We start from the raw sequence: 23,927 nt of genomic DNA, 5'->3' as shown, positions 1-23,927 counted from the left end.
CCGCGCGACTACTGCTTGACGCTTTTGTACTCGCCGACCAAAAACTCGAACGCGTCGCGCACCTGTACAAAATCGGTGTAGCTGTCGCTCTGCGCGGCGAACAGCACGGGCGCGGTAATTTGTCTGCGGTCGAGGTCGGAAAACAGCCTGTCAAACCTGTATTTGCCTTTGCCCGGCAAACACCACTCGTTCTTGACAAAATCCTGCACTTCTATAAGGCTTATTCTTTCGGGCGGGCAAACGTCCAAAAACTCGCGAATATCGTACCCCGCTTTTTCGGCGTGAAACACTCCGAACGTCGCGAAAATCCGCGGACATTTGTCAAACAGTTTTTTAAAAAACTCGGGCGTTGACGCGTAAGACCATCGCATGTTTTTAAGCGACAAATTAACGCCGTAAGTCGCGGCAATATCCGCAAGTTGCGCAAACCGTTGCGCGAGCTTGCCGTAATCGAATTCCTTTACGTCGTTTAGATTGATAGGACCGCGGAACGTGTAAAACTTTGCGCCGAACGCAAAGCACGCATAGCAAACCTTACGGAAAATAAGTTCCGCATCGGCGCGCACGCGCACGTTGGGCGAAAACAACTGCGGCTCGAACTGCGTTGCGAGCGGCGATACAGCCGCAACGCCCACGCCCCCGCGCAACGCCGCCAGTTTATCCACGTAATCTTTTTCGTAGTCGGAAAACGTGTTCAAACAAAACTCCGTCGTGTCTATGCGCATCTTTCGCATAAGGTCGAACATGTTTTCCGCCGCGACGGTATTGAAAAATGTAGATGTGGAAATACCAATCTTCATATACCGTAATTATACTACATTAGCGCAAAAAAGGCAAGCGAATAAACAAGGCAGAATTAAGATTGAAAAACACGCGATTATGCGGCTAACGCCTTGATTTCTCCGCTCCGCTCGTTCCTCGCTTCGGTCGAAATGATGGGAGTATAGACTTATCCTTTTCAAATTTTCAATCAAGTTTTGTGCAGAGCAAAACTTCCTCAACTATTTTCTTTTATCTCTTATTTTTTATCTTAATCTATCCCCATCATTCCGAGCTTGCCGAGGAATCTAGGCGAACCGCCGCAAAGAGTAACAGTCCTTACCCGCTCCCCATCATTCCGAGCTTGCCGAGGAATCCGGGCGAACCGCCGCAAAGAGTAACAGTCCTTACCCGCTCCCCATCATTCCGAGCTTGCCGAGGAATCTAGGCGAACCGCCGCAGAATTGTACGGCATAACCAAAAATCATGCGGCTAACGCCTTGATTTCTCCGCTCCGCTCGTTCCTCGCTTCGGTCGAAATGATGGGAGTATAGACTTATCCTTTTCAAATATTCAATCAAGTTTTGCGCAGAGCAAAACTTCCTCAACTATTATCTTTTATCTCTTATTTTTTATCTTAATCTATCCCCATCATTCCGAGCTTGCCGAGGAATCTAGGCGAACCGCCGCAGAATTGTACGGCATAACCAAAAATCATGCGGCTGTCGCCTTGATTTCTCCGCTCCGCTCGTTCCTCGCTACGGTCGAAATGATGAGAGTAACGGGCGTGCTCGCTATGGTCGAAATGATGTGGGTATAGACTTATCTTTTTCAAATATTAAATCAAGTTTTGCGCAAAGCAAAACTTCCTCAACTATTATCTTTTATCTCTTATTTTTTATCTACCCCCCCCTCTACATCATGGGCGCGATCAGTCGCAACACGCTACGCATAAAGCGCGTGGCGAGCGTAACGTCGTTGACTTCCTCGTGCGTCATTTGCTTGCTTACGCCCTGCGTGGCTATAAAATCCGCTTTCATATCGGCAATGCTGTCAACGTTGTACAACAGCGCGCCGTCCTCGTAATGCAGGTAGAACGAACGGTAATCCATATTGCAAGTGCCTATAAACGCACGTTCGTCGTCCACTATCATCATTTTGGCGTGGATAAACCCCGGGGAATACGTATAGACTTTCACGCCCGCTTTAATCAGTATCGGCACGAACGATTTGGTTGTAAAGTACACCATCTTTTTATCGGGCACGCGCGGAATAATTATCCGAACGTCCACGCCCGCGAGCGCGGCGTTGATAAGCGCGGTCTGTATTTCGTTGTCCAAAATCAGATACGGCGTGGTTATATACACGTACCGCTTGGCTGTGGATATAAGATTGATAAACGCGCTCTCTATCAAGTGGTCGTCGCGCCCCGGACCCGACGACAGCGGCTGAACGTACCCTATCGCATTAGGATCGGACTGCGCGGAAAGATACTTGTAATAGTCGGGGCGTTCTACGGCGAGTATGCTCCAAAACGAAAGAAACATTACCGAAAAACTCCACACCGCGCCGCCCGTAAAGCGCATGTGCGTGTCCTTCCAATGCCCGAATCGCACAACCTTGTTGGCGTACTCGTCGGCAATATTGTTGCCGCCCGTGTACGCAATTTCGCCGTCGATAACGGTAATTTTGCGGTGCGAACGGTTGTTAAGCCGAATATCGAACGACAGCGTTATCTTATTAAACGGCTTGACCTGCACCCCGCCCGCGCGCAATCGCTTAATTCCCTTTTTGGGCAGAGTAAACATACTGCCGACGTCGTCGTAAATGAGCTTAACGTCCACGCCCGCCGCGGCGCGCTCTATCAGCGCGGCTTCTATTTCGTCCCAAACCTCGCCGCGCTCGTAAATAAAATACTCCATAAAAACAAAGTTCTTTGCGGCTTTTATATCGCGTATCAAATCGGGAAAAAACTCGTCGCCGAGCGAATAATATTTAGTGGAAGTTCCGCCGTACACGGGATAAGACCCCGCGTTGAGCACAAGATCGGCGCAAGTCGAACCCGTAGGATTGAGCGACGCGCGGTCGGACAAAAGTTGCGCGTTGGTCATGTTTAACAAAACCTGCGAAACGTCGGCGGCGCGCTTCAACCGCTTGCGCACGTGCCGTTGCGTGTGCTGTCTGCCTATAAACAGATACACAAGCCCGCCGAACGCGGGCGCAAGCAGAATAAGCACGCACCACGACAGCTTGTAGCCGGAGTTCATGTCGCGCGACACGATGTACATGCAAATAAGAAAACTGATAAACTCCAAAACAAGCCAAATCCACCAAAAATACGCCGCCGCAAAAATAACGCCGACGACAATAAGCGTGACTTGCAACAGGAACGAAAAAACGGTAAACGCCGCTTTTTGCGATAGCAATTTCAACAGTTTTCTGAACATTGACAGTCCTTGCCGAACAAACGCGGCGCGCCGTGCCGATTTTTGTCCGATCCTGTGTATTTTACCACATACGCCGAAAATAATCAAGAGTAATGTGTATAACCGTTACACGCGCGCTTTTTCCCGCCTTTTCAATCGAATATAAAAAATCAACCCCGACGGCATGTGCTGTCGGGGTTGATCGTTATTGCGCGCAGGGCATAAGCGCATGTGTTTTCTTCGGGTTACGCCATGCGGCGCAATCAAACATTGTTAAAGGTTATAAAGATTACGCCGTCACTTCGTCAAAAGTAAGGGTAAATGTGCCCGTCTTGCCCATATCCGCAAAATTGCTGGAATTCATGATTATCGTAAGTTTTTGACCTGTTATAACCTTATCGGCGGTTGCGGCATCGAAGTTGTTGGTAGCAGTGCCGATAGCAATCCAAGCCGCAGCGTTATATCCCGTTTCATCCGTCGGAACAGTCGCCGCAGCCGCGCCGATTTGATACTTAAATTCTATGCCAGAAAAATCGGTAGTAGAGAGCGTAAATTTATAAGCCACGTCTTTCTTTACCTGAAAATCGGGAATGTTGAAAACAAGCGACGTTGTTTGATCGGATGCGAGCGCGCCCGGCTGATCGTAAGGCATGAGTTTTGATTTGTTAGTGTCTGCCAAAGCCATGCTTACGGCGTTGCCGTCCGCGGAAATAAAGCCCGCAGATACAGTGACCGAACCCGTACCAACATTGCTGCTGTTAGCCGTGTCATTAGTAGAGGTGTTCCACGCCGCGAACGATACCGCGCCGATACCCGCGATTGCCGCGACCGAAGCCGCGATGATGAGCGATTTTACTTTCTTTTTCATGTTTTGTTCTCCTATTAAAAGATTTTTGTTTATATTTTCGATCTTCCCGCGCCCTGCCGCAGGCGGACTGAAAACCTATGTAATGACATGCTCGACTTTAATATTTTCGCGCACGGGTGATTGCGACGGCTATAAATTAAAGCTCACATATCCGCCCCAATCGACGGATACAAGCCTGTCGCCCGTTTGCCCGCCCGAGTACGTAAACAGCATAGCCGAAACGGAGGGGAAATTCGCGCGTTTGACAATATCGAAATACCAAACGTTAAGGCTCCCTGCTTTTGTCATGCTCGGTCTGTACTCCCAACCCTCGGGCGTATAGTTTATATTCTTATCGTCGTCAACTATGTGCCAAATCCAAATTTTAACGTCTGTTTTTGCGGTAAACAACGTAACGCGCACAACATCGTCGGACAGCGGCGCAAAATATTCCGCGTCCAAATCGTGCCAAGTAGATTTGTTATCGGCAAACATTTTATAAACGTCAAAACATACCGAACTCGAAGTCGCCGTCAAGTTGCCGTCGTCGCCTTCGCCGCGCGTCAACCCGCGGTAAATTGTATCGTAAACAACCTTGTAAGAATCCCCGCTCTGTATGTGGAAATCGGTTATTTCAAACACACCCCTTGACGACATTTTAAAGTAATCGTAAATTTTCCAGTCCGAAAAAGACCCGACGGCATAACACTCGCCCGCGGCGGGCGTAACCTCCGCGCCCCACACTGCTTTTGCGTCGAACGGCAAAACGGTGTCGTCGGCAGTAATATTGTCAGCCGACAACGCCGACGAAAAATCGCCGCTTGCGGTCTTGCCGTACCATGTAAACGAAACCTTGCCGTTTTTATTCTTGACAAACACGATTTTGTATTTGTCTGCCGTGGTGATGTCGGGGTTTTCTTGCACGTCCGCGCTCGTAATTACCTTATCGTGTTCAAACGCCCAGTTTACGGCGCTGTCCGCACCGCGCGACAGTCTGTACTCGTCATAGACTTTCCACCGCGAAAACTGTCCGACCGCAAAATATCCCTCGGAATATCCGTCTTGCCAAACGTCGCCGTTAATAATTTCGTATCCTACGTCTTGCGACAGGAACGCAATATTTATAGCGTCTGCGCCCGCGCCTATAAAGTATGTACCCAACGCCTTTACGCTGTTCACCGTAGAAAACGCATAAGGAATATGATTGATTTTGGTAACGCGAGGAATCTCGTCGTCGTTCTTCAACGCTTTGGCATTTCCGTTTATATACACGACGAACCGCCGCGACCCGAACTCCGTTTTCTTTACCGCCGCTACGTAAGGGCGATTTTCGCTCGTGTCGTCGCGCGACAGGTCGGATATTTTTCCGCCGTTCGCGTCGAGTATGACATAGCCGCCGTTTTCGAGCGCAAACGGAACGCCCTCGCCCGTCCTGCCCTGCGACACCGTACCCGTCCAGTTGACGCAGTCCGCGCTCGTAAGCGTGCCGTCCGTAGCTTGCGGCACTTCCGAAGCCGTTATTTCGTAAGAATACCCGCCCGCAAAGCTATCGAACGCGCCCGTATATTTGTTTATATTATAGCTGTTCGCGCCCGTGCCGTGAACGGTGACGGACACAATATCGCCGGCAACGCCGCCCGTAATCCTCACGCCGAGGTTGGACGTTTTCCCTGCCAAAACCTCGTTATACGGAATATCGGCATAGTACCGCCCCGCGCTGTCGGGCACGGGTTTGAGCGCGCCCGTTTCAAACTGATAGCCCATGACCGCCGCGTCCTCCGTCGCAAGCGCGTCGGACGGAGCGGGCGCGGAGTTCGTGGTCAGATTTGTTATAACACGTCTGTAACCTATGGTCATGCCCGTCGGTGCAATGCCGTTGGGGTTTACTATAAACCTATACACGCCGTCGGCGCCGTATGCTTTATTTTCGTATTCGTCGAACAACATTTTCTTTTCGCCGCGCGACGTAACCGATATTTCGGCTTGTTGCGTTTCCGTCCTGTTGCCGTCCGCGTCGATAGTGACAACGCGGAACCTGTCGCCCTTGCGCACGTCGGCGCAATGCGACCAATCGTACTCCTTAAATCCCTCGATATATTCGTAGTCGTCGCGCAGGGCAAACTCTTTAACGGTCTTGTTGTCGGTAAATATGCCCACTATGTAACTGCCCGCCTCGTCTGTTTCGGTGAGCGTTTCGGTTATCTCCCGAACAAGCGTTACTTCGATTTTTTCTATTTTGTACTCGACGGAACCATTCGCGTGCGTCATAAAGTATTCCGCTTTGCCGTAATATCTGATTATGAACAAGCCCGACTTGTTAATTTTAACTTCGCCCGCGGGCATGACCTCGGCGCAATCGGAAATAAGCGACGCGCTGTCGTGCTTGGGACGGAAATAAACGGCTATATTTGCGCCCGTGTCGCCGTCCGACCTAATCATTTTTATGACCGTATCCGCTTTTATCGCGACTTTTATCTGAAAATCCGCGTCCAAAATATCGCGAACAATGCCGTTCTCGTCCGTCGTCGTTCCGTTTGCGGTCGCAGTCCCCGTCATCTTGGACGTGGCGTTCATTTTCCACATGTCGTAACCGAGGAAGTACTCGTCGGGCACGCGCCATTCGTGGAGGTCGTTGTCCGCCGCCGTCGCGGTAAACAAAAACTCCGCGTCGCCGCTCGTCGTAATAGTAATGTCGAGCGCAAAATACTGCCCCTCGTTCGGTTCGAATTGCAGTTTGACATACGGCGCGGATATAAAATTATCTGCGGAAAAATCGGACAGCCTTGTCGGCGCGTTAAACACTTCCATAGCCGTCGATTCGCCTATGGGCATACCGCTTTTGTCCGCCTGCGCGCGGGTAACGGAAAACGCCGTAACGTCCACGTCGCCCGTTCCGTCTTTCGGCTCGATTTCAAAATTGATATACGTATAATCGATGTTTTCGGTCGCTCTGAAAACACAGACATAATTTCTGTACGTGTACGAATTTTCCGCGTTGCACGCGCCCGACACGGAACGCACCGTTTGCCCGTCGGTCGCGCTCACGTAAAACAACCCTACTTTTGCGGAGGTTTCGGCTTTTGTCACGGCGGGCGAACTTATCCATTGCGCAATAGAAACGGAAACCGCCGCGATAATCAAAAATATCGCGCAAGCCAACGTCGCTATTATGTAGGATTTAATCCGTAAAATTCGCTCCATTGTTAAAAACATTTCCCCTATTTATAATAACAGAGTGTAATAAGTATATCAATAATTAACGGTCATGTCAATAACTTTGGCGCAAAAATTACATAATTGACTTTTTCTTGACATTTTATCGCGAGCAAAGCCGCTCAAATTCCCCGCACGTAAACCGCAAAACCGCGCAACAAAAACCGACCCCGACGGCATTTGCGGTTTGAGTGCCGCCGCCCCACGTCTTGTCGCTATCCCAATAGTGAATACGCAGATTGGTAAGGTTGTTGCCGGTATTGTTGTAAACTACGCGATATATCTTGTCGAGGTCGGATCCGACGGGATATGCCTTTGCCTCGGCAGAGCCGTGCGCGCTGTTAAACGCGTCAAAGTAGAATGTTGACGAAGTTATAGCCATGTTGCTGTCGCCGCTGCCGTTTACAACGACTTTGCCGCCGGACGCGCCGTATTAAGTAAACGCGCCGCTCGTCGGTATGTAGACAATCTTAAACATGCCCGCTTTGACCGCGCCGACTTCGCCGATAATATCGTCCGTGGTTATAACGCTGTCCAAAGTCGCGGTATACACGCCGTAGACGCTTGTTTCGGTCATCTTGTTGGACGGGTAAATTTCCCAACCGGAGAACTGACCCATAATATAGAAGCCGCTGACCTCCGCCGATGCTTGCGTTATGGGACGTTCGTCAATCGCGCCGCAGTTCTCGCACAACACGATCCGCAAAAAATAATACAACATACCCCCGCATAAAAATTCCCGCAAAAAAACGCAAAACAAAACCCGCTTACGCAAGAATTTGCAAAGCGGGTTAAATGTTAAAATAATAAATCAATCGAGTTTGTCCAAAAGTTTCCTGTCCGCGGCAATGCGCTTTAACCTGCGAATAGCCGCCGATCGCGATTTTGCGAGTTTTTGCTCGGTTTCGTACAGCTCTCTGTCCTCCGCCGACAGCGCGTTTAAGAACGCTTCCTGCGCCACGCGTCTGCGTTCCGCCGCCTCTTTCGCCGCCGCCTTTTGCTCGGCAGTCTGCGGCTTTTGGGGCTTTTTGGGCTTTTTGTGCGCGGCTTTGTACTCCGCAACTTTCAACTGTTCGTCGTAAGTAAGCGGCGCGGCTTCGTTAAGCAACGAGCTTAACTGCTCCGCTTGACGCAGTTCGAGCAACGAGGACGCCTCGCGGTACTGCGCATACGCCTGCCGCGAACTCTCTTTCGCGCGGCGTTCGTCCGCTTCCGTCGGTATGTACTCGCGCCGAGCTTGCTGTGCGGTTTGCGCCTCGCGGCTTTCGAGCAAGGGCTGCTCCGCGTCGCGCGGCGCGGCGATTTCCGCCACGGTAGCACCGCCCACAATGAGCGGCGACGAATACGCTTTGTCCAGTTGCGGCGCGTCGATCGGGGCTTGTGCGCCGCCGTGCAACAGGAATTCGGGTCCGAGCACGCGTTTCGGCTGCGGAAGCTCGGGGTATTCGACGCTCTTTTCGAGCGGCAATCCCTCAAAGAATTCGGGCGAAGCGGGCATGCTCGTTATTCCCACGTCCTCTATGTTGGGCGCGAGGTCGCTGCGCATGCGCACGCCCTGCTGACACAGTATTATTCCGTCCGAAGTCTGCACGGGCGTGAGCAAGATATTCTTGTCGCCCGAAATGGTAGTAAGCACAAGCGTCTGTCCGTCCTCGGCTTGGCGCAACGTCGCGCCCGCGGCAAGCGCCGCGGCAAGCGCGCTCGGCGTGTCGGGCGCGGGCAAAGTGTCAAGAACAGCCGCGGTTTCGGGCGTTTGCGGCAGTTCGATATTTTCCGCTTTGATAAACGCGCGCAGTCGTTCCGCCACCGTTTTGCTCTCGGCTTTGGTCTGCGGTTCGTCCGTAATCATGCCCAAAACGTCCATGACCGCGGTAATTTCGTTGATATTGTCGTAACGCAAATTTACGTTGGACAGAGCTTGCGCGCTCTTTTTGAGCGCGGCGACTTTAAGTTTTCGCCTGCTCTCCGCAACGTTGACGTACCAAATAACCACCCACGCGACGGCTATTATAAACATGCCGAAAATGAGCACGCTCACGCCCAACGGCGATTGGAAAAACCCGAACAGAGATCCGAAAAATCCGCACTTCTTGCCCGTATAAATGCCGACCACGTCCGAAAATGCGGGACGGAACGCGTCGTTGGCTTTGGCGTTGTCGCCCTTTGTTATGTAGCGCGTTACGCCGTCTTTGGTTTCGAGCGCGACGACGCGGTGCGTGATAAGCACCGTTTCCGATCCGTTGTTGTATTTAAAAGTAATAACAGTGCCCTTTTTGATGTCCGCGGGATTTTCGGGCTTGCTGTCAACAATCATACTGCCCGTGGGGATAGTCGGTTCCATAGAATCGGACACAATGGCAAACAGCCTGTAATTGCCGAACGTCGTATAATAATCGTCGTTAAACATCACAAGCAAGGAATTGATAACAAGCACGGCAAAAATGACAAGCAGGATCGACACCCCGCCGATTTTGAACACCTTTCCCGCCTTGCTCTTCTTTTTTATTGGCTCCGTTACGTTTGAGTCTTTTTGTTCCACCGTATCAGACATTGCAAATATTATACACTTTATGCGCGCGCATGTCAATAGCGCAGAGGCAGTTTTATAAAATTACGTCGCACAAAAAAACAAATTCGGCTCACATAAATTCCCCAAAAACGACAAACGGGCGAAATCGCTCTCGCCCGTTTGTCTGTTATATAGAGGAATTTATGACGCGCTTACTCTTTGACCGCGCCCGCCGTAAGTCCGTTTACCATGTATTTGACAAGGCAGAAATACAGGACTATAATCGGCACCGCGATAAACACGGACCCTGCGGCGAACCGCGCGAATTCCGTATCGCCGAGGCTCATAAGACCAACCGCCACGGTGTACATATCCTTGTCTTTAAGCAGGAGCTTGGGCAGTATAAAGTCCGACCACGGCCATGTAAACGACGTTATCAGGGTGTAAACTATCATAGGCATAGCGATTGGCAATGTTATCTTGACAAACACTTTAAGATTACTCGCGCCGTCAATCCTCGCCGCTTCGTACATGGAGTTGGGTATCGTGTCGAAGAATCCTTTTTGCGTGAGGTAGCCCATGGGCGCGCCGGCCGAGTAAATGAGCACCAACCCCCACAACTTGTTTATCATGTCGAACTGCGTCATTAGCAGGTACACGGCGGTCATTGCCATAAACGAAGGGAACATGCCGAGCACCATGGTCAACTTCATAATTCCCTTGCGCGCGGGGAATCTGAACCGCGACATGACGTAAGCGGTAAGGATTACGAGCAGTCCGCCGAGCACCGCGGAGGACACCGCAATAATGAGCGTGTTCAAAAACCACTGCGGATAGTCGTACATGTTCGTATCCGTGAATAGCTTTTTAAACGTTTCTATACTGTACGAACTGGGAAAAAATCCTTTAAAAGTGTACATCGATCCGCTTTCGGAAAACGACGCGAGTATAAGCCAAATGACGGGAAACGCGAATATAAACGCGATTACAAGCAATGCCAAATACGTAAAAAAGTATTCGCAAAACTTTTTGACGGTAAAACGTCTGCCCGTGCGCGACTTTCTTATTTGCTTGTTAATCAGCTTATCGGCTTTACTAATTGAACTCATCTGTACATATCCTCCTTTGCATACGACGGGGATTTGACATACACTATCAAGGAAATCACTGCGGCAATTACGAATATGATAATACTTATCGCCGCGCCGAGCGAGTAATACTTATTGTCGATAGACAGGCTGTACAACCAGTTAATCAGCAGGTCGGTATCGCTTGCGAGGAAGTAACCGTCGCAGATTATTCCGCCGCGCAGGAAGTAGAACACGCCGAAGTTATTGAAGTTGCCCATAAACTGACCGATAAGCACGGGCGTAGTCGCAAAGATAACAAACGGCAGGGTTATTTTAATAAACTGCTTCCACGGGCTTGCGCCGTCAATCCTCGCCGCTTCGTAAAGGTCGGGATTGAGGTTGGCGAGTATGCCCGTCGCAAGGAGCATGCTCGACGGGATAGACAGCCACGCGTTGACCAACCACCCTATCGTGCGCGCGCTCCACTTGGAATCGATGCCGAAAAACATCTGTCCCGTGCCGCCGAAAGTATTTTCGATATAGTAGTTAATCGGTCCGAGGTTGGAAAACATGAACTTAAACGCCAACAGCGTTATAAACCCGGGAACGGCAAACGCGAGTATAGGGAACGCGCGCCATATCCGCTTGCCCTTGACTATCTTTTTATTAAGCAACAGCGCAATGGCAAGCCCGCCGAAGTAGTTGAGGAAAGTGGACATAACCGCCCACAACAAGTTCCAGCCCAAAATCTTTATAAACGTCGAGCCTATAAGCCCCGTCGAGAACAACTGCGAAAAGTTGGCGAACCCTATCCAGCTTACAAGCGAACCCGACAAAACAATCTGCCCGCTGTAATCGGTAAACGCCAAGAATATCATGAATATTATCGGCAGGATATTAAACACGAACACGCCGACAACGGGCAAAACGAGCGCCGTAACATAAAAGTATTTGTCGAACATGCTCGCGAGCGACTGCCTAAACTTGGGCGTGGGATTGCCGCGCGCAACAAAGTCGTGAGTGCGCTGCGCGTCGCGTATGTTCGCCAAATGCACCGAGATAAAAAATCCGGTGATAATAAACGCGAGCGTGCCGAGCAACATCATTACGACGGAGTTGTCGCCCTCTATGCCCACCCACGGGTTGGGCGGCACAACGCCGAGCGAAAAGAAGTCGTACATAGCCGTTCCGCCCGCGAGCGCCATATACACTATGTAACCGGCAAACATCAACAGGAACAGTATGCCCTTGACGATTTGCTTTTGCATGATTTGCCCCACGCCCATAAGGCACATGGACGCCTTTACGGATCGCGGCGCGGTCTTGATATAATGCGCGCGATCGGCTATGCGCGCGGGAATACGCTTAAACTTCCGCCCTATCGCGGCAAAAAAGTTTTTAAACCGCACGGGCACGTTTTTAAACCACTGCCCCAGCCGCGTGCCGAGCGGCGGCTTGCCGTGATAAATTCCGCTTTCTGCCATTTTTACCTCCTTATTCTAACCGTTAAAAGTGTGAATTGATTTATAAATGTTGGAGTTGGTATTTTTCAACAAAGCGTCGAGCGCGTTATGATTGATTCGTCCGTCGGACGTGTAGTATTTTTTATCGTCCGTGCGGTACGGATCGGTTGCAATATCCGTAAAAGAAGTTTGCAACGGCGTCCAAATTCTGTCCGCGCCGCTAACCGTAGGCATAATGGAAATGCGCCCTTGTTCGGACATTTCAAACAGGCTATGCGCCACATCCGCCTGAACGGTAACCACCTTGTTGCAGTCCTCGCGCGCGGGCGCAATGCCCAAATATTCGTTGCGCTTGACGGTCATCTCAAATCCCGTCGCATAATTCAAAAACGCAAGGCTCGCCCGCGGATACTTGGTATACGAACTTATCGCATAACCGTTAATACCGCCCATAACAATGGAATCCAAAAGTTCGCCCTCGCGCTCCGACAGGTCGCCCGACGCAGGCAATGCGGGCAACGACGCGGACACTATGTTCTCCTTTGCCGCCTCCTGCGCCGCCGTAGCGGTCATGCCCTGTTTGCGATACGCCGCGGCAAGATTGTCAACCATTGTGCCGTACATGTCCTGCGTGTTGTTTACGGCAAAATAATTGCCTGCGGCAAACTCGCTCTCGCGCGCGACCGTAATACTGTCGTCGATACAGCCCATGTTCATGCTTTCGGCAAGCTGTAAAATCACGCCCGCGCCCAGCCTGGAATCTTTGTTATCGAAGCCTATATCCTTGGTGTCGGTGTTGTCGTTGCCAAATACATACGCGCCGTAAGTAAACAAATACCCGCAGGAAAAATAAGGATCGAATAGCGATTGCATAAACCCGTATTTGTCCTTGTTCGCGGCGTTGCGCGCCTTGCCGAATCGCCACATTGCGCGCATATCCTCTTGCATGTCGGGTATGCCGTTTTTGTTTTCGTCCCACTCGTCCTCCCAGTTATCCGGCAACAAGTCCTTGCGGTAGTACATCATAGGCGCTTGAATATTGACGCCCACACCCATAAAATAATCGGTACCTTTATAATTATAGGTGTATGTCTTTTTCGCAAGTTCTGGAAGCTCGTTATACGCGTCGAGCTTATCTATCGGCAACGGCGTTATGTGTTTGCCGTTGCAGTATTTCATAAGAACGTCGTTAGCTTGATACAGCACGTCGGGACCGTAACCGTAAGGACCGTTCTCGGCAAGGTCGGAATACTGATCCTGATTGGCGTCAACCGCGACGATATTGTATTCCTTGTACTTCTCGTTAAAGCCGTCGAGCAGAAGTTTGAGATAGCCCGACTGCTTCGCCGTGTCGTTTTCGAGCACATGCAAGGTTATCGGACGCGACGGCGTGCCGCGCTCCAAATCGCCCTCGAACTTTTCGTACAACGCCGCAAGCGACTGTTCGGCGTACTTTTCGCGCCGACTGCCGCCGTTGCATGCCGCGAGCGATACGCCCAGCACGCCGCACAGCGCTACGCTTAATGTCTTTTTAAGTTTGTTCATAACGCTCCTTTCCGTTGATAAATTATTCAACCGTAATTTTGTAACCGTTGGCGGCGACGTTTATACCTCGCGCCGACAACGCTTTGTCCGTGTTGTTCACCAAAAGCACGGCGGTCTGCCCGCTCGTCTTGCGCTCTATAACAAGCAATCCGTTTTCGCAAGTAAACTTAACGTCGCCTTCGTGAAGCGCGCGCAACTTTTTGTATTTAAGCAGCTCTTTTACCTTGTCGGTAAACGCGTGTTCGCTCCAATCGAAACACCTGCGACAGTCGGGGTCATATCCGCCTTCGAGCGGGATTTCGGTGCCGTAATACACCATTGTAGCCCCCGGCATAAACAACTCTGCGGCAAGCGCGTTAAGCAGTTTGTTTTCGTCCTTGCCGCACATGGTGTAAAACCTGTGCGTGTCGTGACTGTCGATCAGGTTCAACATCATAAAATTGACCTGCGTCATGTTGCGCATCATAAGCTCGTTGAGCTTGTCGCAAAGCTCTTGCGTCGAGAGCGCGCCGTAAGCAAAATAATCGAGCATGGCTTTGGTGAACGCGTAGTTCATGATAGAATCGAACTGATCGCCGCGCAGATAACTGCGGCTGTCGTGCCAGTTTTCGCCTATCAAAACCTTATCGTTGCCCAACGCCTTAATGCGCGAGCGAAACTTGCGCCAAAACTCGTGACTGACCTCGTCGGACACGTCCAGCCGCCAACCGTCAATGCCGTAATTCTTAATCCAGTATTCGCCTATCTTGCACAGATACTCTTGCACTTCGGGATTGGCTGTGTTCCACTTGGGCATATAGTCGCACGACGCAAAAACCTCGTAATTGAGCGGACGCTTTGTCGGCTTGTCGCCGCTTATGATAAACCAATCGTGATACTTGGACGCGCGCCCTTTTTCCACAACGTCGCGGAACTCTTTTAACTCCTCGCCGCAATGGTTGAACACCGCGTCCAGCACGACACGCACGCCCCTGCGCTTGCACTCGTCCGTGAGCGCGCGAAACGCCTCGTTCCCGCCGAACTGCGCGTCAACATTGTAATAATCGCTGATGTCGTATTTGTGGTTGGAACGCGACGAAAATATCGGCGTAAGGTACAGCGTATTAACGCCCAAATCGCACAGATAATCGAGCTTTTCGACAACGCCCCAAATATTCCCGCCCGCAAAGCTCTTTGGCGTGGGTTTGCCGCCCCAATCGAGGTTGATGTAAGATTTATCGACCTCTGCGGTTTGCCCGCCGCAGGGCGGCTGTGCGCGCCGAAAACGGTCTACGAAAATCTGATAAACGACCGCGCCGCTCAACCAATCGCACTTGGGCATAACGTCGTTGCGGTTGACGTAAGCGAGCTGAAAAAAGTTATAGAACGCCGTCGAAAAATCGTATTTCTCGGTCGCGCCGTCCTCCGAATAATAGTACGTTTTGCCCTGCATGTCGGTTATAAAAAACACGTAAGCAAGGCGTTTATCCTCCGGCTTAAAGCGAATCGTAAAATAATCGAACAGCCCGTCGGACGCCGAAAGCGACATTGCGAGCGTGTTGCGCATTTGACAAAACGCATGCTTTTGTCCGTAAATAAGATCGACTTTTGCCACCTCGCCGCGCGCCGCGCGCAACCGAAGTTCCACAGTTTCCCCGTCGAGCGCAAAGCTGAACAGCGAGTCCGATTTGTGATATAAAGCGTGTTTATTCATATTCTTGCCTTGACAAAGATATTTTTATTTGATAATATAATATCATGGAAAACAAAAGCAAACGCAATCGCAGGGTGACGATAAAGGATGTAGCCAAAGCCGCGGATGTGTCTATCGCAACGGTGTCTTACGTATTAAACAATACGCAGGGTCAGTCCATAAGCGACGACACGCGCAAAAAAGTTTTGCAGTTCGCCAACCTCTTGGGCTACGAATGCAACGTCATGGCGAAGTATCTCGCAACAGGTAAAAGCAACACCGTTGCCGCCGTCGTCAATAACGTTTCGCCGATTGCCGCGCCGTACTATATGCAACTGTTGACAGAGCTGTCGCGTCTGCTAAACAGACAAAACATAAGCCTGTCTATAATCGACTATGCCGACGCGTGCCGCGGTAACGCCGTGTGCGACGCGTATATCGCAATCGCGTTGACAGAACGCGAGTTCAAAGAGTTTGCCGATACAAAATACGTGCCCGTCCTCGCCGTCGATTGCGTGTTCGACGATTTTCTGTTCTTCCGCATTAACGACAATTATAAGTCGCTTTGCCAAACCGCCAAGCGCGAATTCGGCGCGGACAACGTGAGTTTACTCACATTCCGCTTGCCCGACGAGTGCGTTGCCGAAGCCGAAAAGTATTTCGACAGCGTCGTGCAGATACGAGACTTTACCGATATAAGCGGTATTCCCCGCGACAAAAATTATATCACGGTTTCCAAACTCATATACGACAGCGCAGTAACGCAAAACTCCGTAAAACTCGAAAACGCATCGTTTGCGCTCAAAGCCTCCGCCGCGACCGACGCCGTTTTAAAGGCGATAAACCGCGTACAAGCAACAGCAGAAGAACACGATATTAAAGTTTAATGTACGAATAAATATTAAATAAAGGGTATACGCGGCACGCGTCAAGCGCGCCGCGTATATTTCAGCGAACTTAATCGCGCTCCCTTGATTTTTATAATTACGCCTGCTTGCTCGCCGTAACGGTGATCATCTTGGAGTAGCTGTCAAACGTAATGTCATACGTGCCCGCAGTCTTGACTTTGACATTGTTATTGCCGCCGCCTACCGCTTGGAATACTTTATCGGGATCGTACATGTACGTGTAATTGTAGCTTCCGAGCCCGTTGTAGCCTTCCGTACCCCACTCGCCGCGTTCGGTAGAACCTTCTTTAAACGCTTGAATTATAAACTGCGAGTCGGCTTTCATCGTCACGTTCTTCAATTCGTAAACGCCCGAATCGGCTTCCGTTTCCGTAAGTTTGAATTGTGCGTTAAAGCAGTAGCCGTTCCAATCCTCAACGCCTTCGGCAAACGTGCCGTCAATATAGTAGTCTGCGGCAGGTTCGGTCGCCGTCGGGTCGAACGTAACGCTCAACACGCCGGTTTTCGCAGTATATGTAAATGTGTATTTACCGCTCTCTTTGGCAGTCATGTTTTTGCCTGCGGTTTCGCCGAGATATGCTTTACTCGCCTCGTCGAGGTTGGTGGAACGGAGATATTCCGAACCCGCACCCACAGTCTCGCCCACCGTGTTGGTAGAGGAGAACATAAACTCGTCGTCTTTTTGGAGATATACGGACAAAGTGTAAACACCGTCGTTATTAGTCATCTTGGTGTTGTTATTATACATGTCTTTCCAGTCGGTTATCTTGTTGCCTTTGATATAGAAGTCGGTAACTACGTCGAGCTCATGCTGGCAATCGCCGTTGCGTACCCACTCGATAGTATCGTAAGGATTGCGCGCGTAAACCTCCTTGGTTTCTTCGGTATAATTGTTGCCGTTCTCATCAAACCAATCCTCGTTTGGATGTGTCGTCAACTTAATCGTGTAGTTGCCGGAATACTTAACCAAAATGTTCGCGCCCCACGCAGTGTCGTCGTAAACGCTGCCTTGCCCCGCAAAAACTTCCGTTCCGTTTTCAAGCGTGTGTCCCGTCAAATATCCCGCGCCATGTTTAAAGTGATATTCTTTTGTCGCCGCAATAACAAACTGATCGTTTTCGCGCAAATCCAAAGTCATAGTATATTCGTTTTTGTCGCCCGCGGTCTTGGTAAATTTGTGATTGTCTTTCTTCGCTTCCCAAAGCTCGTCGTTCTTAACAAACTCCCAGCCGTCGATAAGAACGTTGCTCGTGCCCGCGCCGAGTACGTAAAAGTCGCGCGTGTCCGCAACATATTTGCTAAACCCGCCGTAAATGCTGATATTCTCGTTGATTTCTTCCGAAAAGTCGAATTTGTGACTTTTGCTCGGCGTTGCAAACCAGTTGACAAACTCATAGCCGTCACCTTTTGTGGGCGTGTAGCTCGAAACCGTACCACCTTTGTCTATCTTCTCGGTTTTAAGAACGGTCATCTCCGAAGGCTTGTTAGTGCCAGTCGCGTCGTAAAAAGTAACGGTTATTTTCCCGTCGTTTCCTCCGCCTGCGGGTTTATCGTCACCTCCGCATGCCGTCAACGCGCATGTACCAATAGCCAAACACAATGCCGCCACAAGAGCTTTTTGCACTTTTTTCATCATTATACCTCCGTATAAATATAATGTTTAAGTCTATGTATGCCGCCGAAAGTTTTTTTGGCTGACTACTTAAACGTTTAACTAAATTATAGCATACCCCCCCCCCCCTGTCAATAGGTTTTGAAAAATTTATCGAAAATTTTTTTTCGTTAAAAGCGGCAAAAATAAGAAAATCCGCACAAACACTAACAAAAACGCCGACAAAACGCAAAAACAAAGGATAAAGCGAATATGTTTTAAATAACGACAACGCACGAAATCGCTTGCGAACAGCACGGAAACGTGATAGAATAGCGGTATGACAAATTTGGAATTGATGCGAATAGCCGAAAACGCCGACGAGGACGCGTTCGAGCAGGACGATTTTCCGCAACGCAAAAAAACGCCGAAAGAACTCTACGACGATTTCTACGACGACGTCAAACAACCCTCGCGCTACATCAAAGAAGACTGGTAACGCCTTTTCCACAACCCCCAATTTAAAAACACATAAAAAGCGAAACAAACAACTAATTTAAATTTGTTTCGCTTTCATATATCAATTTAAAAATTTGGTCATAATCCATTTTACCGTCGGCGATTTGCAACCCCGCTGTTGCAACCGTTACACACACATCTGTTTTTCTCATCAAAAGGTAAGACGTACAAATGCGCCCCGTTTTTTCCCCTATCATTTCGACCAACACGCCAAGCTCGGAATGATGAGGTGTATAACCATTTCTATTCTATATATTAAAATCAAGTTTTGCTTTACGCAAAACTTCCGCAACTATTATCTTTTATCTATTATTTATTATCTTAATCCCCCCCCCCATCATTTCGACCGACACGCCATGACTTTACGCATGCACTTAATTGGGCGAAAACTCAATCGGCTATTAAAGTAAACACACGAAATAAATCCAATCTGTGATTGGCGGAGAAATCAAGGCGTTAGCCGCACCAAGCACAGCTTGGATTTCTGTCGTGTGTGGACTTTTACCGTTTATTGTGTTTGCACCCGAATAAATGCGTTGTGTTAATGTGATATACGTAACGTCTTTGCCTCTTTGCAGCGGTTCGCCTGGATCCCTCGGCGTTGCTCGGGATGATGAGAGTATAAGCATTTCTTTCCTATATATTAAAATCAAGTTTTGCGCGGAGCAAAACTTCTTCAACTATTATCTTTTATCTCTTATTTATTATCTTAATCCCCTCCCATCATTTCGACCGACGCGCCATGACTTTACGCATGCACTTAATCGGGCGAAAACTCAATCGGCTATTAAAGTAGACACACGAAAAAAATCCAATCTTTGATTGGCGGAGAAATCAAGGCGTCAGCCGCACCAAGCACAGCTTGGATTTCTGTCGTGTGTAGATTTTGACCGTTTATTGTGTTTGCTCCCGAATAAATGCGTTGCGTTAATGTGATAAACGTAACGGCTTTTCCTCTTTGCGGCGGTTCGCCTGGATCCCTCGGCGTTGCTCGGGATGATGAGTATATAACCATTTCTATTCTATATATTAAAATCAAGTTTTGCTTTACGCAAAACTTCCGCAACTATTATCTTTTATCTCTTATTTATTCACTTAATCTTCCCCCATCATTTCGACCGACGCGCCATGACTTTACGCATGCATTTAATCGTGCGAAAACTCAATCGGCTATTTCGGCTCTCTGTCGCCATTGACCCAACGACTTGCACGAATTTTTAAAATTCATCGGTAGACACCGACTTATAGATTGCCGTATCGTTCCTATAAAGAAAAAAGACGCTTGATATACTCAAACGTCTTTTAATGAAATGCGGCAGCTACCTACCCTCCCGGTCCGTCACCAGACAGGTACTCTCGGCTCCATAGGGCTTAACTTCTGTGTTCGGAATGTGAACAGGTGTGACCCCTACGATATGACCACCGCAATGGCTCCCCGGACAGGACTCGAACCTGTGACAATTCGGTTAACAGCCGAACGCTCTACCTACTGAGCTACCGAGGATTATGCGTTCTGTGCTTCGCTGTGTTGCAACCACGCACAAGTTCTTGCGGAATTTGTATTCTGTTATAGAATGTTCTTTCCGTCCTTCGTCCCGTCGAACAAAGGCAACTGCACATAACTTTTAACTTTTTGCAAATGGGTTTAATCTTGTAATCGCCTATTTAGATTAGGCAATCGGTTATGATCAAGCCCTCGACTTATTTAGTATCGCTCACCTGAATACATTGCTGCACTTACAGCTGCGACCTATCAACCACGTCGTCTACATGGAGTCTTACTCTACCGAAGTAGATGGGATATCTAATCTTGAGGTGGGTTTCACGCTTAGATGCTTTCAGCGTTTATCCGCTCCGCACGTCGCTACCCTGCAATGCCGCTGGCGCGACAACAGGTACACAATAGGTGCGTTCACCCCGGTCCTTTCGTACTAAGGGCAAATCCTCTCAAATATCCTACGCCCGCGAAGGATAGGGACCGAACTGTCTCACGACGTTCTGAACCCAGCTCGCGTGCCACTTTAATCGGCGAACAGCCGAACCCTTGGGACCTTCTTCAGCCCCAGGATGTGACGAGCCGACATCGAGGTGCCAAACCTCCTCGTCGATGTGAACTCTTGGAGGAGATCAGCCTGTTATCCCCGAGGTAACTTTTATCCGATAATCGACGGCAATTCCATACTCTACCGCCTGGTCACTAAGTCCTACTTTCGTATCTGCCTGACTTGTAAGTCTCACAGTTAAGCTCCCTTCTGCCTTTGCACTCTACGAATGGTTTCCAACCATTCTGAAGGAACCTTTGAACGCCTCCGTTACTCTTTAGGAGGCGACCGCCCCAGTCAAACTGCCCACCTGGCAATGTCCGAAACCGCGATAAGCGCATTTCGTTAGAACCCCAGCAAAGAAAGGGTGGTATCCCAAGGTTGACTCCGCAAAGGCTAACGCCCTTGCTTCAATGTCTCCCACCTATCCTGTACATCCTTTGCCGAGACCCAATACCAAGCTACAGTAAAGCTCTACGGGGTCTTTCCGTCCAGTCGCGGGTAATATGCATCTTCACATATACTACAATTTCGCCGGATTCATCGTTGAGACAGCTCCCAACTCATTACGCCATTCATGCGGGTCAGAACTTACCTGACAAGGAATTTCGCTACCTTAGGACCGTTATAGTTACGGCCGCCGTTCACCGGGGCTTAAGTTCAGTGCTTCGCTTGCGCTAACACGTCCCCTTGACCTTCCGGCACCGGGCAGGCGTCAGCCCCTATACATCAGCTTGCGCTTTTGCAGAGACCTGTGTTTTAGATAAACAGTTGGTTGGGACTATTTTCTGTGACCTATTGCTAGGCTCCCCTTATTCCGAAGTTACGGGGTCATTTTGCCGAGTTCCTTAACGATGATTATTCCGCTCGTCTTGCAATTCTCTTGCCGCCTACCTGTGTCGGTTTGCGGTACGGGTGCCTTACAGCTAACCTTAGCAGCTTTTCTCGCCGGCGTGGATTCATCAACTTCGACTCAATTGCCTCCCCATCACAGCTCAACGTATGTGGATTGCGTACTTCACTACAACCCCGTCTAACTGCTTGGCCGCGCTTTACCATCCGCGCGGACTGACTATCCTTCCGTGTCCCTGCATCGAACTGTATGACAGTACAGGAATATCAACCTGTTGTCCATCATCTACGCCTTTCGGCCTCGACTTAGGTCCCGACTAACCCTGGGAGGACGAACCTTCCCCAGGAAACCTTAGGCTTTCGACGGAGGAGATTCCCACTCCTCTCTCGCTACTCATGCCGGCATTCTCTCTTGTGTAAAGTCCACAGTCTCTTACGATACTGCTTCAGCCCATACACATTGCTCCCCTACCAATTAACAAACGTTAATTCCCAAGCTTCGGTAAACAGTTTTAGCCCCGATAGTTTTCGGCGCAACGTCACTCGACCAGTGAGCTATTACGCACTCTTTAAATGAGTGGCTGCTTCTAAGCCAACATCCTGGTTGTCTATGCAACATCACATCCTTTACCACTTAACTGTTATTTAGGGACCTTAGCTGTGGGTCTGGGCTTTTTCCCTTTTGACAACGGAACTTATCTCTCGCTGTCTGACTCCCAGATAAAAGTATTCGGTATTCGGAGTTTGATAAGGTTCGGTAACCCGTGAAGGCCCCTAGCCCATTCAGTGCTCTACCCCCGATACTCTAAATTCTGAGGCTAGCCCTAAAGCTATTTCGAGGAGAACCAGCTATATCCGAGTTCGTTTAGAATTTCTCCGCTAACCACAAGTCATCGCCCACTATTTTAACAGGGGTGCGTTCGGTCCTCCGCAGGATTTTACTCCTGTTTCAACCTGCTCATGGGTAGGTCACTCGGTTTCGGGTCTACGACACGCTACTGAAAATCGCCCTATTCAGACTCGCTTTCGCTGCGGCTCCGACACTTAATGTCTTAACCTCGCAACGCATCGTAACTCGCCGGCCCGTTCTACAAAAAGTACGAGATAGCACATTCACCCCTTGCGGAGTGCGTAGTGCGTTCTCTGCTTGTAAACATACGATTTCAGGTTCTGTTTCACTCCCCTTCCGGGGTGCTTTTCACCTTTCCCTCACGGTACTAATCTCTATCGGTCATCAAGTCGTATTTAGCCTTGGGAGATGGTCCTCCCTGCTTCCCACCAAATTCCACGTGTTCGGTGGTACTCCGGATACTTGTGAGCTATGGTATAGGTTTCGCTTACATGGCTATTACATTGTTTCGCGCTGCTTTCCTGACAGCTTCGGCTACTTATACCACTTGCCCATATACAAGTCCACTACCCCGCACATATTGCTATATACGGTTTGGGCTCTTACCCGTTCGCTCGCCACTACTAAGGTAATCGTTAATTTACTTTCTTTTCCTCCGGGTACTAAGATGTTTCAGTTCCCCGGGTTCCCTTGCGCAAGCTATGAATTCACTTACGCACGACCATAGTTTCCTATGGACGGGTTTCCCCATTCGGTCATCTGCGGGTCAACGCTTATTTGCAACTCACCGCAGCTTATCGCAGCTTATCACGACCTTCATCGGCGCTTGATGCCTAGGCATCCATCGTATGCTCTTGGTAGCTTAATCGTCCAATTCCTAAAAATAAGAAATTACAAGATATAAACTTCAAATTGCGTACTGGTAATACATATCACCAATATTATTTGATATTTGTATACTCGCTTTAAGTTATATGCAGTTGTCAATGTGCGACGCGGGGACCGTTAGGGTCAAAAAAAACACGATAAACAACAACTTTGGGAACTTGTCCCCGATACCGTTATTGCTCATTGTGTCCAGAGGTATGGCGTATATGCGATACTTGGAAAACCCGTGTGCTGTAGCGTCACGCGACAGCTTTGTTAGAATACCACACATAAATATATATGTCAAGCGTTTTTCAAAACTTTTTTAAAAAATTTTTAAAAATTTTTTTCGAGGCAAAAATCAAGCCGAAACGGACGCGCTACTCCCGCCCGTCTTTATCGAATAATCTTCCCGCCGCCGCTATACTATATTTCCGCACGCCGCTCCGCATCCCGATTCCAACCTGCCCTTACATATTATTTACTAACGCAAAATCGGCGAAACGATGCGACGCTCCGCCGATTTCACGGGCCGATGATAAAGCCGATATAGCAGGGGTACGGCTTTACACCAACGCTTCGAGTTTTTTCGTGACTTCTTTCAGCCTGTCGCGCTTTACTTCTATCTGCGCAGTGTAGGTTCTGAAATAGCCTATGTCGGTTGTATCGGGGTCCTTATGATCGACTAACGCTTGAATAAGCGCGGCTTGCGAACGCGACCTCTTGATTTCGAGGCTTTGGATTTCCGCCTCTATCATGCGCAGTTCTTTTGCCAAATCTCTTTTAAGCGACAT

General features: G+C 49.5%; 16 protein-coding genes, 1 tRNA gene and 2 rRNA genes. 3 read left to right on the top strand and 16 right to left on the bottom strand.

Features of this window, described 5'->3' with window-relative positions; translation table 11 throughout:
* Positions 1-8: 8 nt before the first annotated feature.
* Positions 9-800, bottom strand: coding sequence for a sugar phosphate isomerase/epimerase family protein (locus NFR57_RS02590; RefSeq protein ID WP_251182271.1), 792 nt, complete (start codon positions 798-800; stop codon positions 9-11).
* 653 nt (positions 801-1,453) lie between these two features.
* On the opposite strand from NFR57_RS02590, the gene NFR57_RS08700 reads away from it, so the two are divergent.
* Entirely contained in the window at positions 1,454-1,579 is a 126-nt protein-coding gene (locus tag NFR57_RS08700) for a hypothetical protein (RefSeq protein ID WP_275557167.1), read from the top strand.
* Between the two features lie 94 nt (positions 1,580-1,673).
* Here NFR57_RS08700 and cls read toward each other — a convergent pair whose 3' ends face one another.
* From cls to NFR57_RS02540, 10 genes are all read right to left on the bottom strand, one after another.
* Positions 1,674-3,206, bottom strand: coding sequence for a cardiolipin synthase (gene cls / locus NFR57_RS02585; RefSeq protein WP_251182270.1), 1,533 nt, complete (start codon positions 3,204-3,206; stop codon positions 1,674-1,676).
* Between the two features lie 268 nt (positions 3,207-3,474).
* The gene (locus tag NFR57_RS02580; protein ID WP_251182269.1) at positions 3,475-4,053 is read right to left on the bottom strand and encodes a hypothetical protein; all 579 of its coding nucleotides are present in this window, start codon (positions 4,051-4,053) and stop codon (positions 3,475-3,477) included.
* Between the two features lie 129 nt (positions 4,054-4,182).
* Complete coding sequence (locus NFR57_RS02575; protein WP_251182268.1) at positions 4,183-7,233, bottom strand: hypothetical protein; 3,051 nt, start codon at positions 7,231-7,233, stop codon at positions 4,183-4,185.
* 115 nt (positions 7,234-7,348) lie between these two features.
* Positions 7,349-7,627, bottom strand: coding sequence for a hypothetical protein (locus NFR57_RS02570; protein WP_251182267.1), 279 nt, complete (start codon positions 7,625-7,627; stop codon positions 7,349-7,351).
* A gap of 51 nt (positions 7,628-7,678) precedes the next feature.
* Positions 7,679-7,966: a hypothetical protein gene (locus NFR57_RS02565; protein WP_251182266.1), complete on the bottom strand. Its 288-nt coding sequence runs from the start codon at positions 7,964-7,966 to the stop codon at positions 7,679-7,681.
* Between the two features lie 90 nt (positions 7,967-8,056).
* Positions 8,057-9,796: a signal peptidase I gene (locus tag NFR57_RS02560; protein ID WP_251182265.1), complete on the bottom strand. Its 1,740-nt coding sequence runs from the start codon at positions 9,794-9,796 to the stop codon at positions 8,057-8,059.
* Between the two features lie 170 nt (positions 9,797-9,966).
* On the bottom strand, positions 9,967-10,599 hold the full coding sequence (locus tag NFR57_RS02555; RefSeq protein ID WP_420840767.1) for a sugar ABC transporter permease: 633 nt from the start codon (positions 10,597-10,599) through the stop codon (positions 9,967-9,969).
* A gap of 260 nt (positions 10,600-10,859) precedes the next feature.
* On the bottom strand, positions 10,860-12,308 hold the full coding sequence (locus tag NFR57_RS02550) for a carbohydrate ABC transporter permease (protein ID WP_251182263.1): 1,449 nt from the start codon (positions 12,306-12,308) through the stop codon (positions 10,860-10,862).
* A 15-nt stretch (positions 12,309-12,323) separates the two neighbouring features.
* Positions 12,324-13,832: a sugar ABC transporter substrate-binding protein gene (locus tag NFR57_RS02545; RefSeq protein WP_251182262.1), complete on the bottom strand. Its 1,509-nt coding sequence runs from the start codon at positions 13,830-13,832 to the stop codon at positions 12,324-12,326.
* 22 nt (positions 13,833-13,854) lie between these two features.
* Positions 13,855-15,525: a glycoside hydrolase family 13 protein gene (locus NFR57_RS02540; protein WP_251182261.1), complete on the bottom strand. Its 1,671-nt coding sequence runs from the start codon at positions 15,523-15,525 to the stop codon at positions 13,855-13,857.
* Positions 15,526-15,569: 44 nt separating this feature from the next.
* Between NFR57_RS02540 and NFR57_RS02535 the strand changes: the two genes are divergently transcribed.
* Entirely contained in the window at positions 15,570-16,391 is an 822-nt protein-coding gene (locus NFR57_RS02535) for a LacI family DNA-binding transcriptional regulator (RefSeq protein WP_251182260.1), read from the top strand.
* Positions 16,392-16,488: 97 nt separating this feature from the next.
* On the opposite strand, the gene NFR57_RS02530 is transcribed toward NFR57_RS02535, so the two are convergent.
* The gene (locus NFR57_RS02530; RefSeq protein ID WP_251182259.1) at positions 16,489-18,048 is read right to left on the bottom strand and encodes a SusF/SusE family outer membrane protein; all 1,560 of its coding nucleotides are present in this window, start codon (positions 18,046-18,048) and stop codon (positions 16,489-16,491) included.
* A 295-nt stretch (positions 18,049-18,343) separates the two neighbouring features.
* On the opposite strand from NFR57_RS02530, the gene NFR57_RS02525 reads away from it, so the two are divergent.
* Complete coding sequence (locus NFR57_RS02525) at positions 18,344-18,502, top strand: hypothetical protein (RefSeq protein WP_251182258.1); 159 nt, start codon at positions 18,344-18,346, stop codon at positions 18,500-18,502.
* Between the two features lie 1,330 nt (positions 18,503-19,832).
* Here the strand turns inward: NFR57_RS02525 and rrf are convergent.
* From rrf to NFR57_RS02505, 4 genes are all read right to left on the bottom strand, one after another.
* Positions 19,833-19,949, bottom strand: a 5S ribosomal RNA gene (gene rrf / locus NFR57_RS02520).
* Position 19,950: 1 nt separating this feature from the next.
* Positions 19,951-20,026: transfer RNA gene (locus NFR57_RS02515), tRNA-Asn, on the bottom strand.
* A gap of 180 nt (positions 20,027-20,206) precedes the next feature.
* Positions 20,207-23,134, bottom strand: a 23S ribosomal RNA gene (locus NFR57_RS02510).
* Between the two features lie 565 nt (positions 23,135-23,699).
* Positions 23,700-23,927, bottom strand: coding sequence for a hypothetical protein (locus NFR57_RS02505; protein ID WP_251182257.1), 228 nt, complete (start codon positions 23,925-23,927; stop codon positions 23,700-23,702).

The sequence above is a fragment of the Anaerocaecibacter muris genome, assembly GCF_943192945.1.
GTDB lineage: Bacteria > Bacillota > Clostridia > Christensenellales > Pumilibacteraceae > Anaerocaecibacter > Anaerocaecibacter muris.
Note: the sequence above shows the minus strand (reverse complement) of the source record. Positions and strands in the feature narration are given on the sequence as shown.

Excerpts from the sequence above, each read along its gene's own strand:
- NFR57_RS02590 (WP_251182271.1), bottom strand. The coding sequence starts at position 800 with ATGAAGATTGGTATTTCCACATCTACATTTTTCAATACCGTCGCGGCG.
- cls (WP_251182270.1), bottom strand. The coding sequence starts at position 3,206 with ATGTTCAGAAAACTGTTGAAATTGCTATCGCAAAAAGCGGCGTTTACC.
- NFR57_RS02580 (WP_251182269.1), bottom strand. The coding sequence starts at position 4,053 with ATGAAAAAGAAAGTAAAATCGCTCATCATCGCGGCTTCGGTCGCGGCA.
- NFR57_RS02575 (WP_251182268.1), bottom strand. The coding sequence starts at position 7,233 with ATGGAGCGAATTTTACGGATTAAATCCTACATAATAGCGACGTTGGCT.
- NFR57_RS02570 (WP_251182267.1), bottom strand. The coding sequence starts at position 7,627 with ATGGCTATAACTTCGTCAACATTCTACTTTGACGCGTTTAACAGCGCG.
- NFR57_RS02565 (WP_251182266.1), bottom strand. The coding sequence starts at position 7,966 with ATGTTGTATTATTTTTTGCGGATCGTGTTGTGCGAGAACTGCGGCGCG.
- NFR57_RS02560 (WP_251182265.1), bottom strand. The coding sequence starts at position 9,796 with ATGTCTGATACGGTGGAACAAAAAGACTCAAACGTAACGGAGCCAATA.
- NFR57_RS02555 (WP_420840767.1), bottom strand. The coding sequence starts at position 10,599 with ATGTACGACTATCCGCAGTGGTTTTTGAACACGCTCATTATTGCGGTG.
- NFR57_RS02550 (WP_251182263.1), bottom strand. The coding sequence starts at position 12,308 with ATGGCAGAAAGCGGAATTTATCACGGCAAGCCGCCGCTCGGCACGCGG.
- NFR57_RS02545 (WP_251182262.1), bottom strand. The coding sequence starts at position 13,832 with ATGAACAAACTTAAAAAGACATTAAGCGTAGCGCTGTGCGGCGTGCTG.
- NFR57_RS02540 (WP_251182261.1), bottom strand. The coding sequence starts at position 15,525 with ATGAATAAACACGCTTTATATCACAAATCGGACTCGCTGTTCAGCTTT.
- NFR57_RS02535 (WP_251182260.1), top strand. The coding sequence starts at position 15,570 with ATGGAAAACAAAAGCAAACGCAATCGCAGGGTGACGATAAAGGATGTA.
- NFR57_RS02530 (WP_251182259.1), bottom strand. The coding sequence starts at position 18,048 with ATGATGAAAAAAGTGCAAAAAGCTCTTGTGGCGGCATTGTGTTTGGCT.
- NFR57_RS02525 (WP_251182258.1), top strand. The coding sequence starts at position 18,344 with ATGACAAATTTGGAATTGATGCGAATAGCCGAAAACGCCGACGAGGAC.
- NFR57_RS02505 (WP_251182257.1), bottom strand. The coding sequence starts at position 23,927 with ATGTCGCTTAAAAGAGATTTGGCAAAAGAACTGCGCATGATAGAGGCG.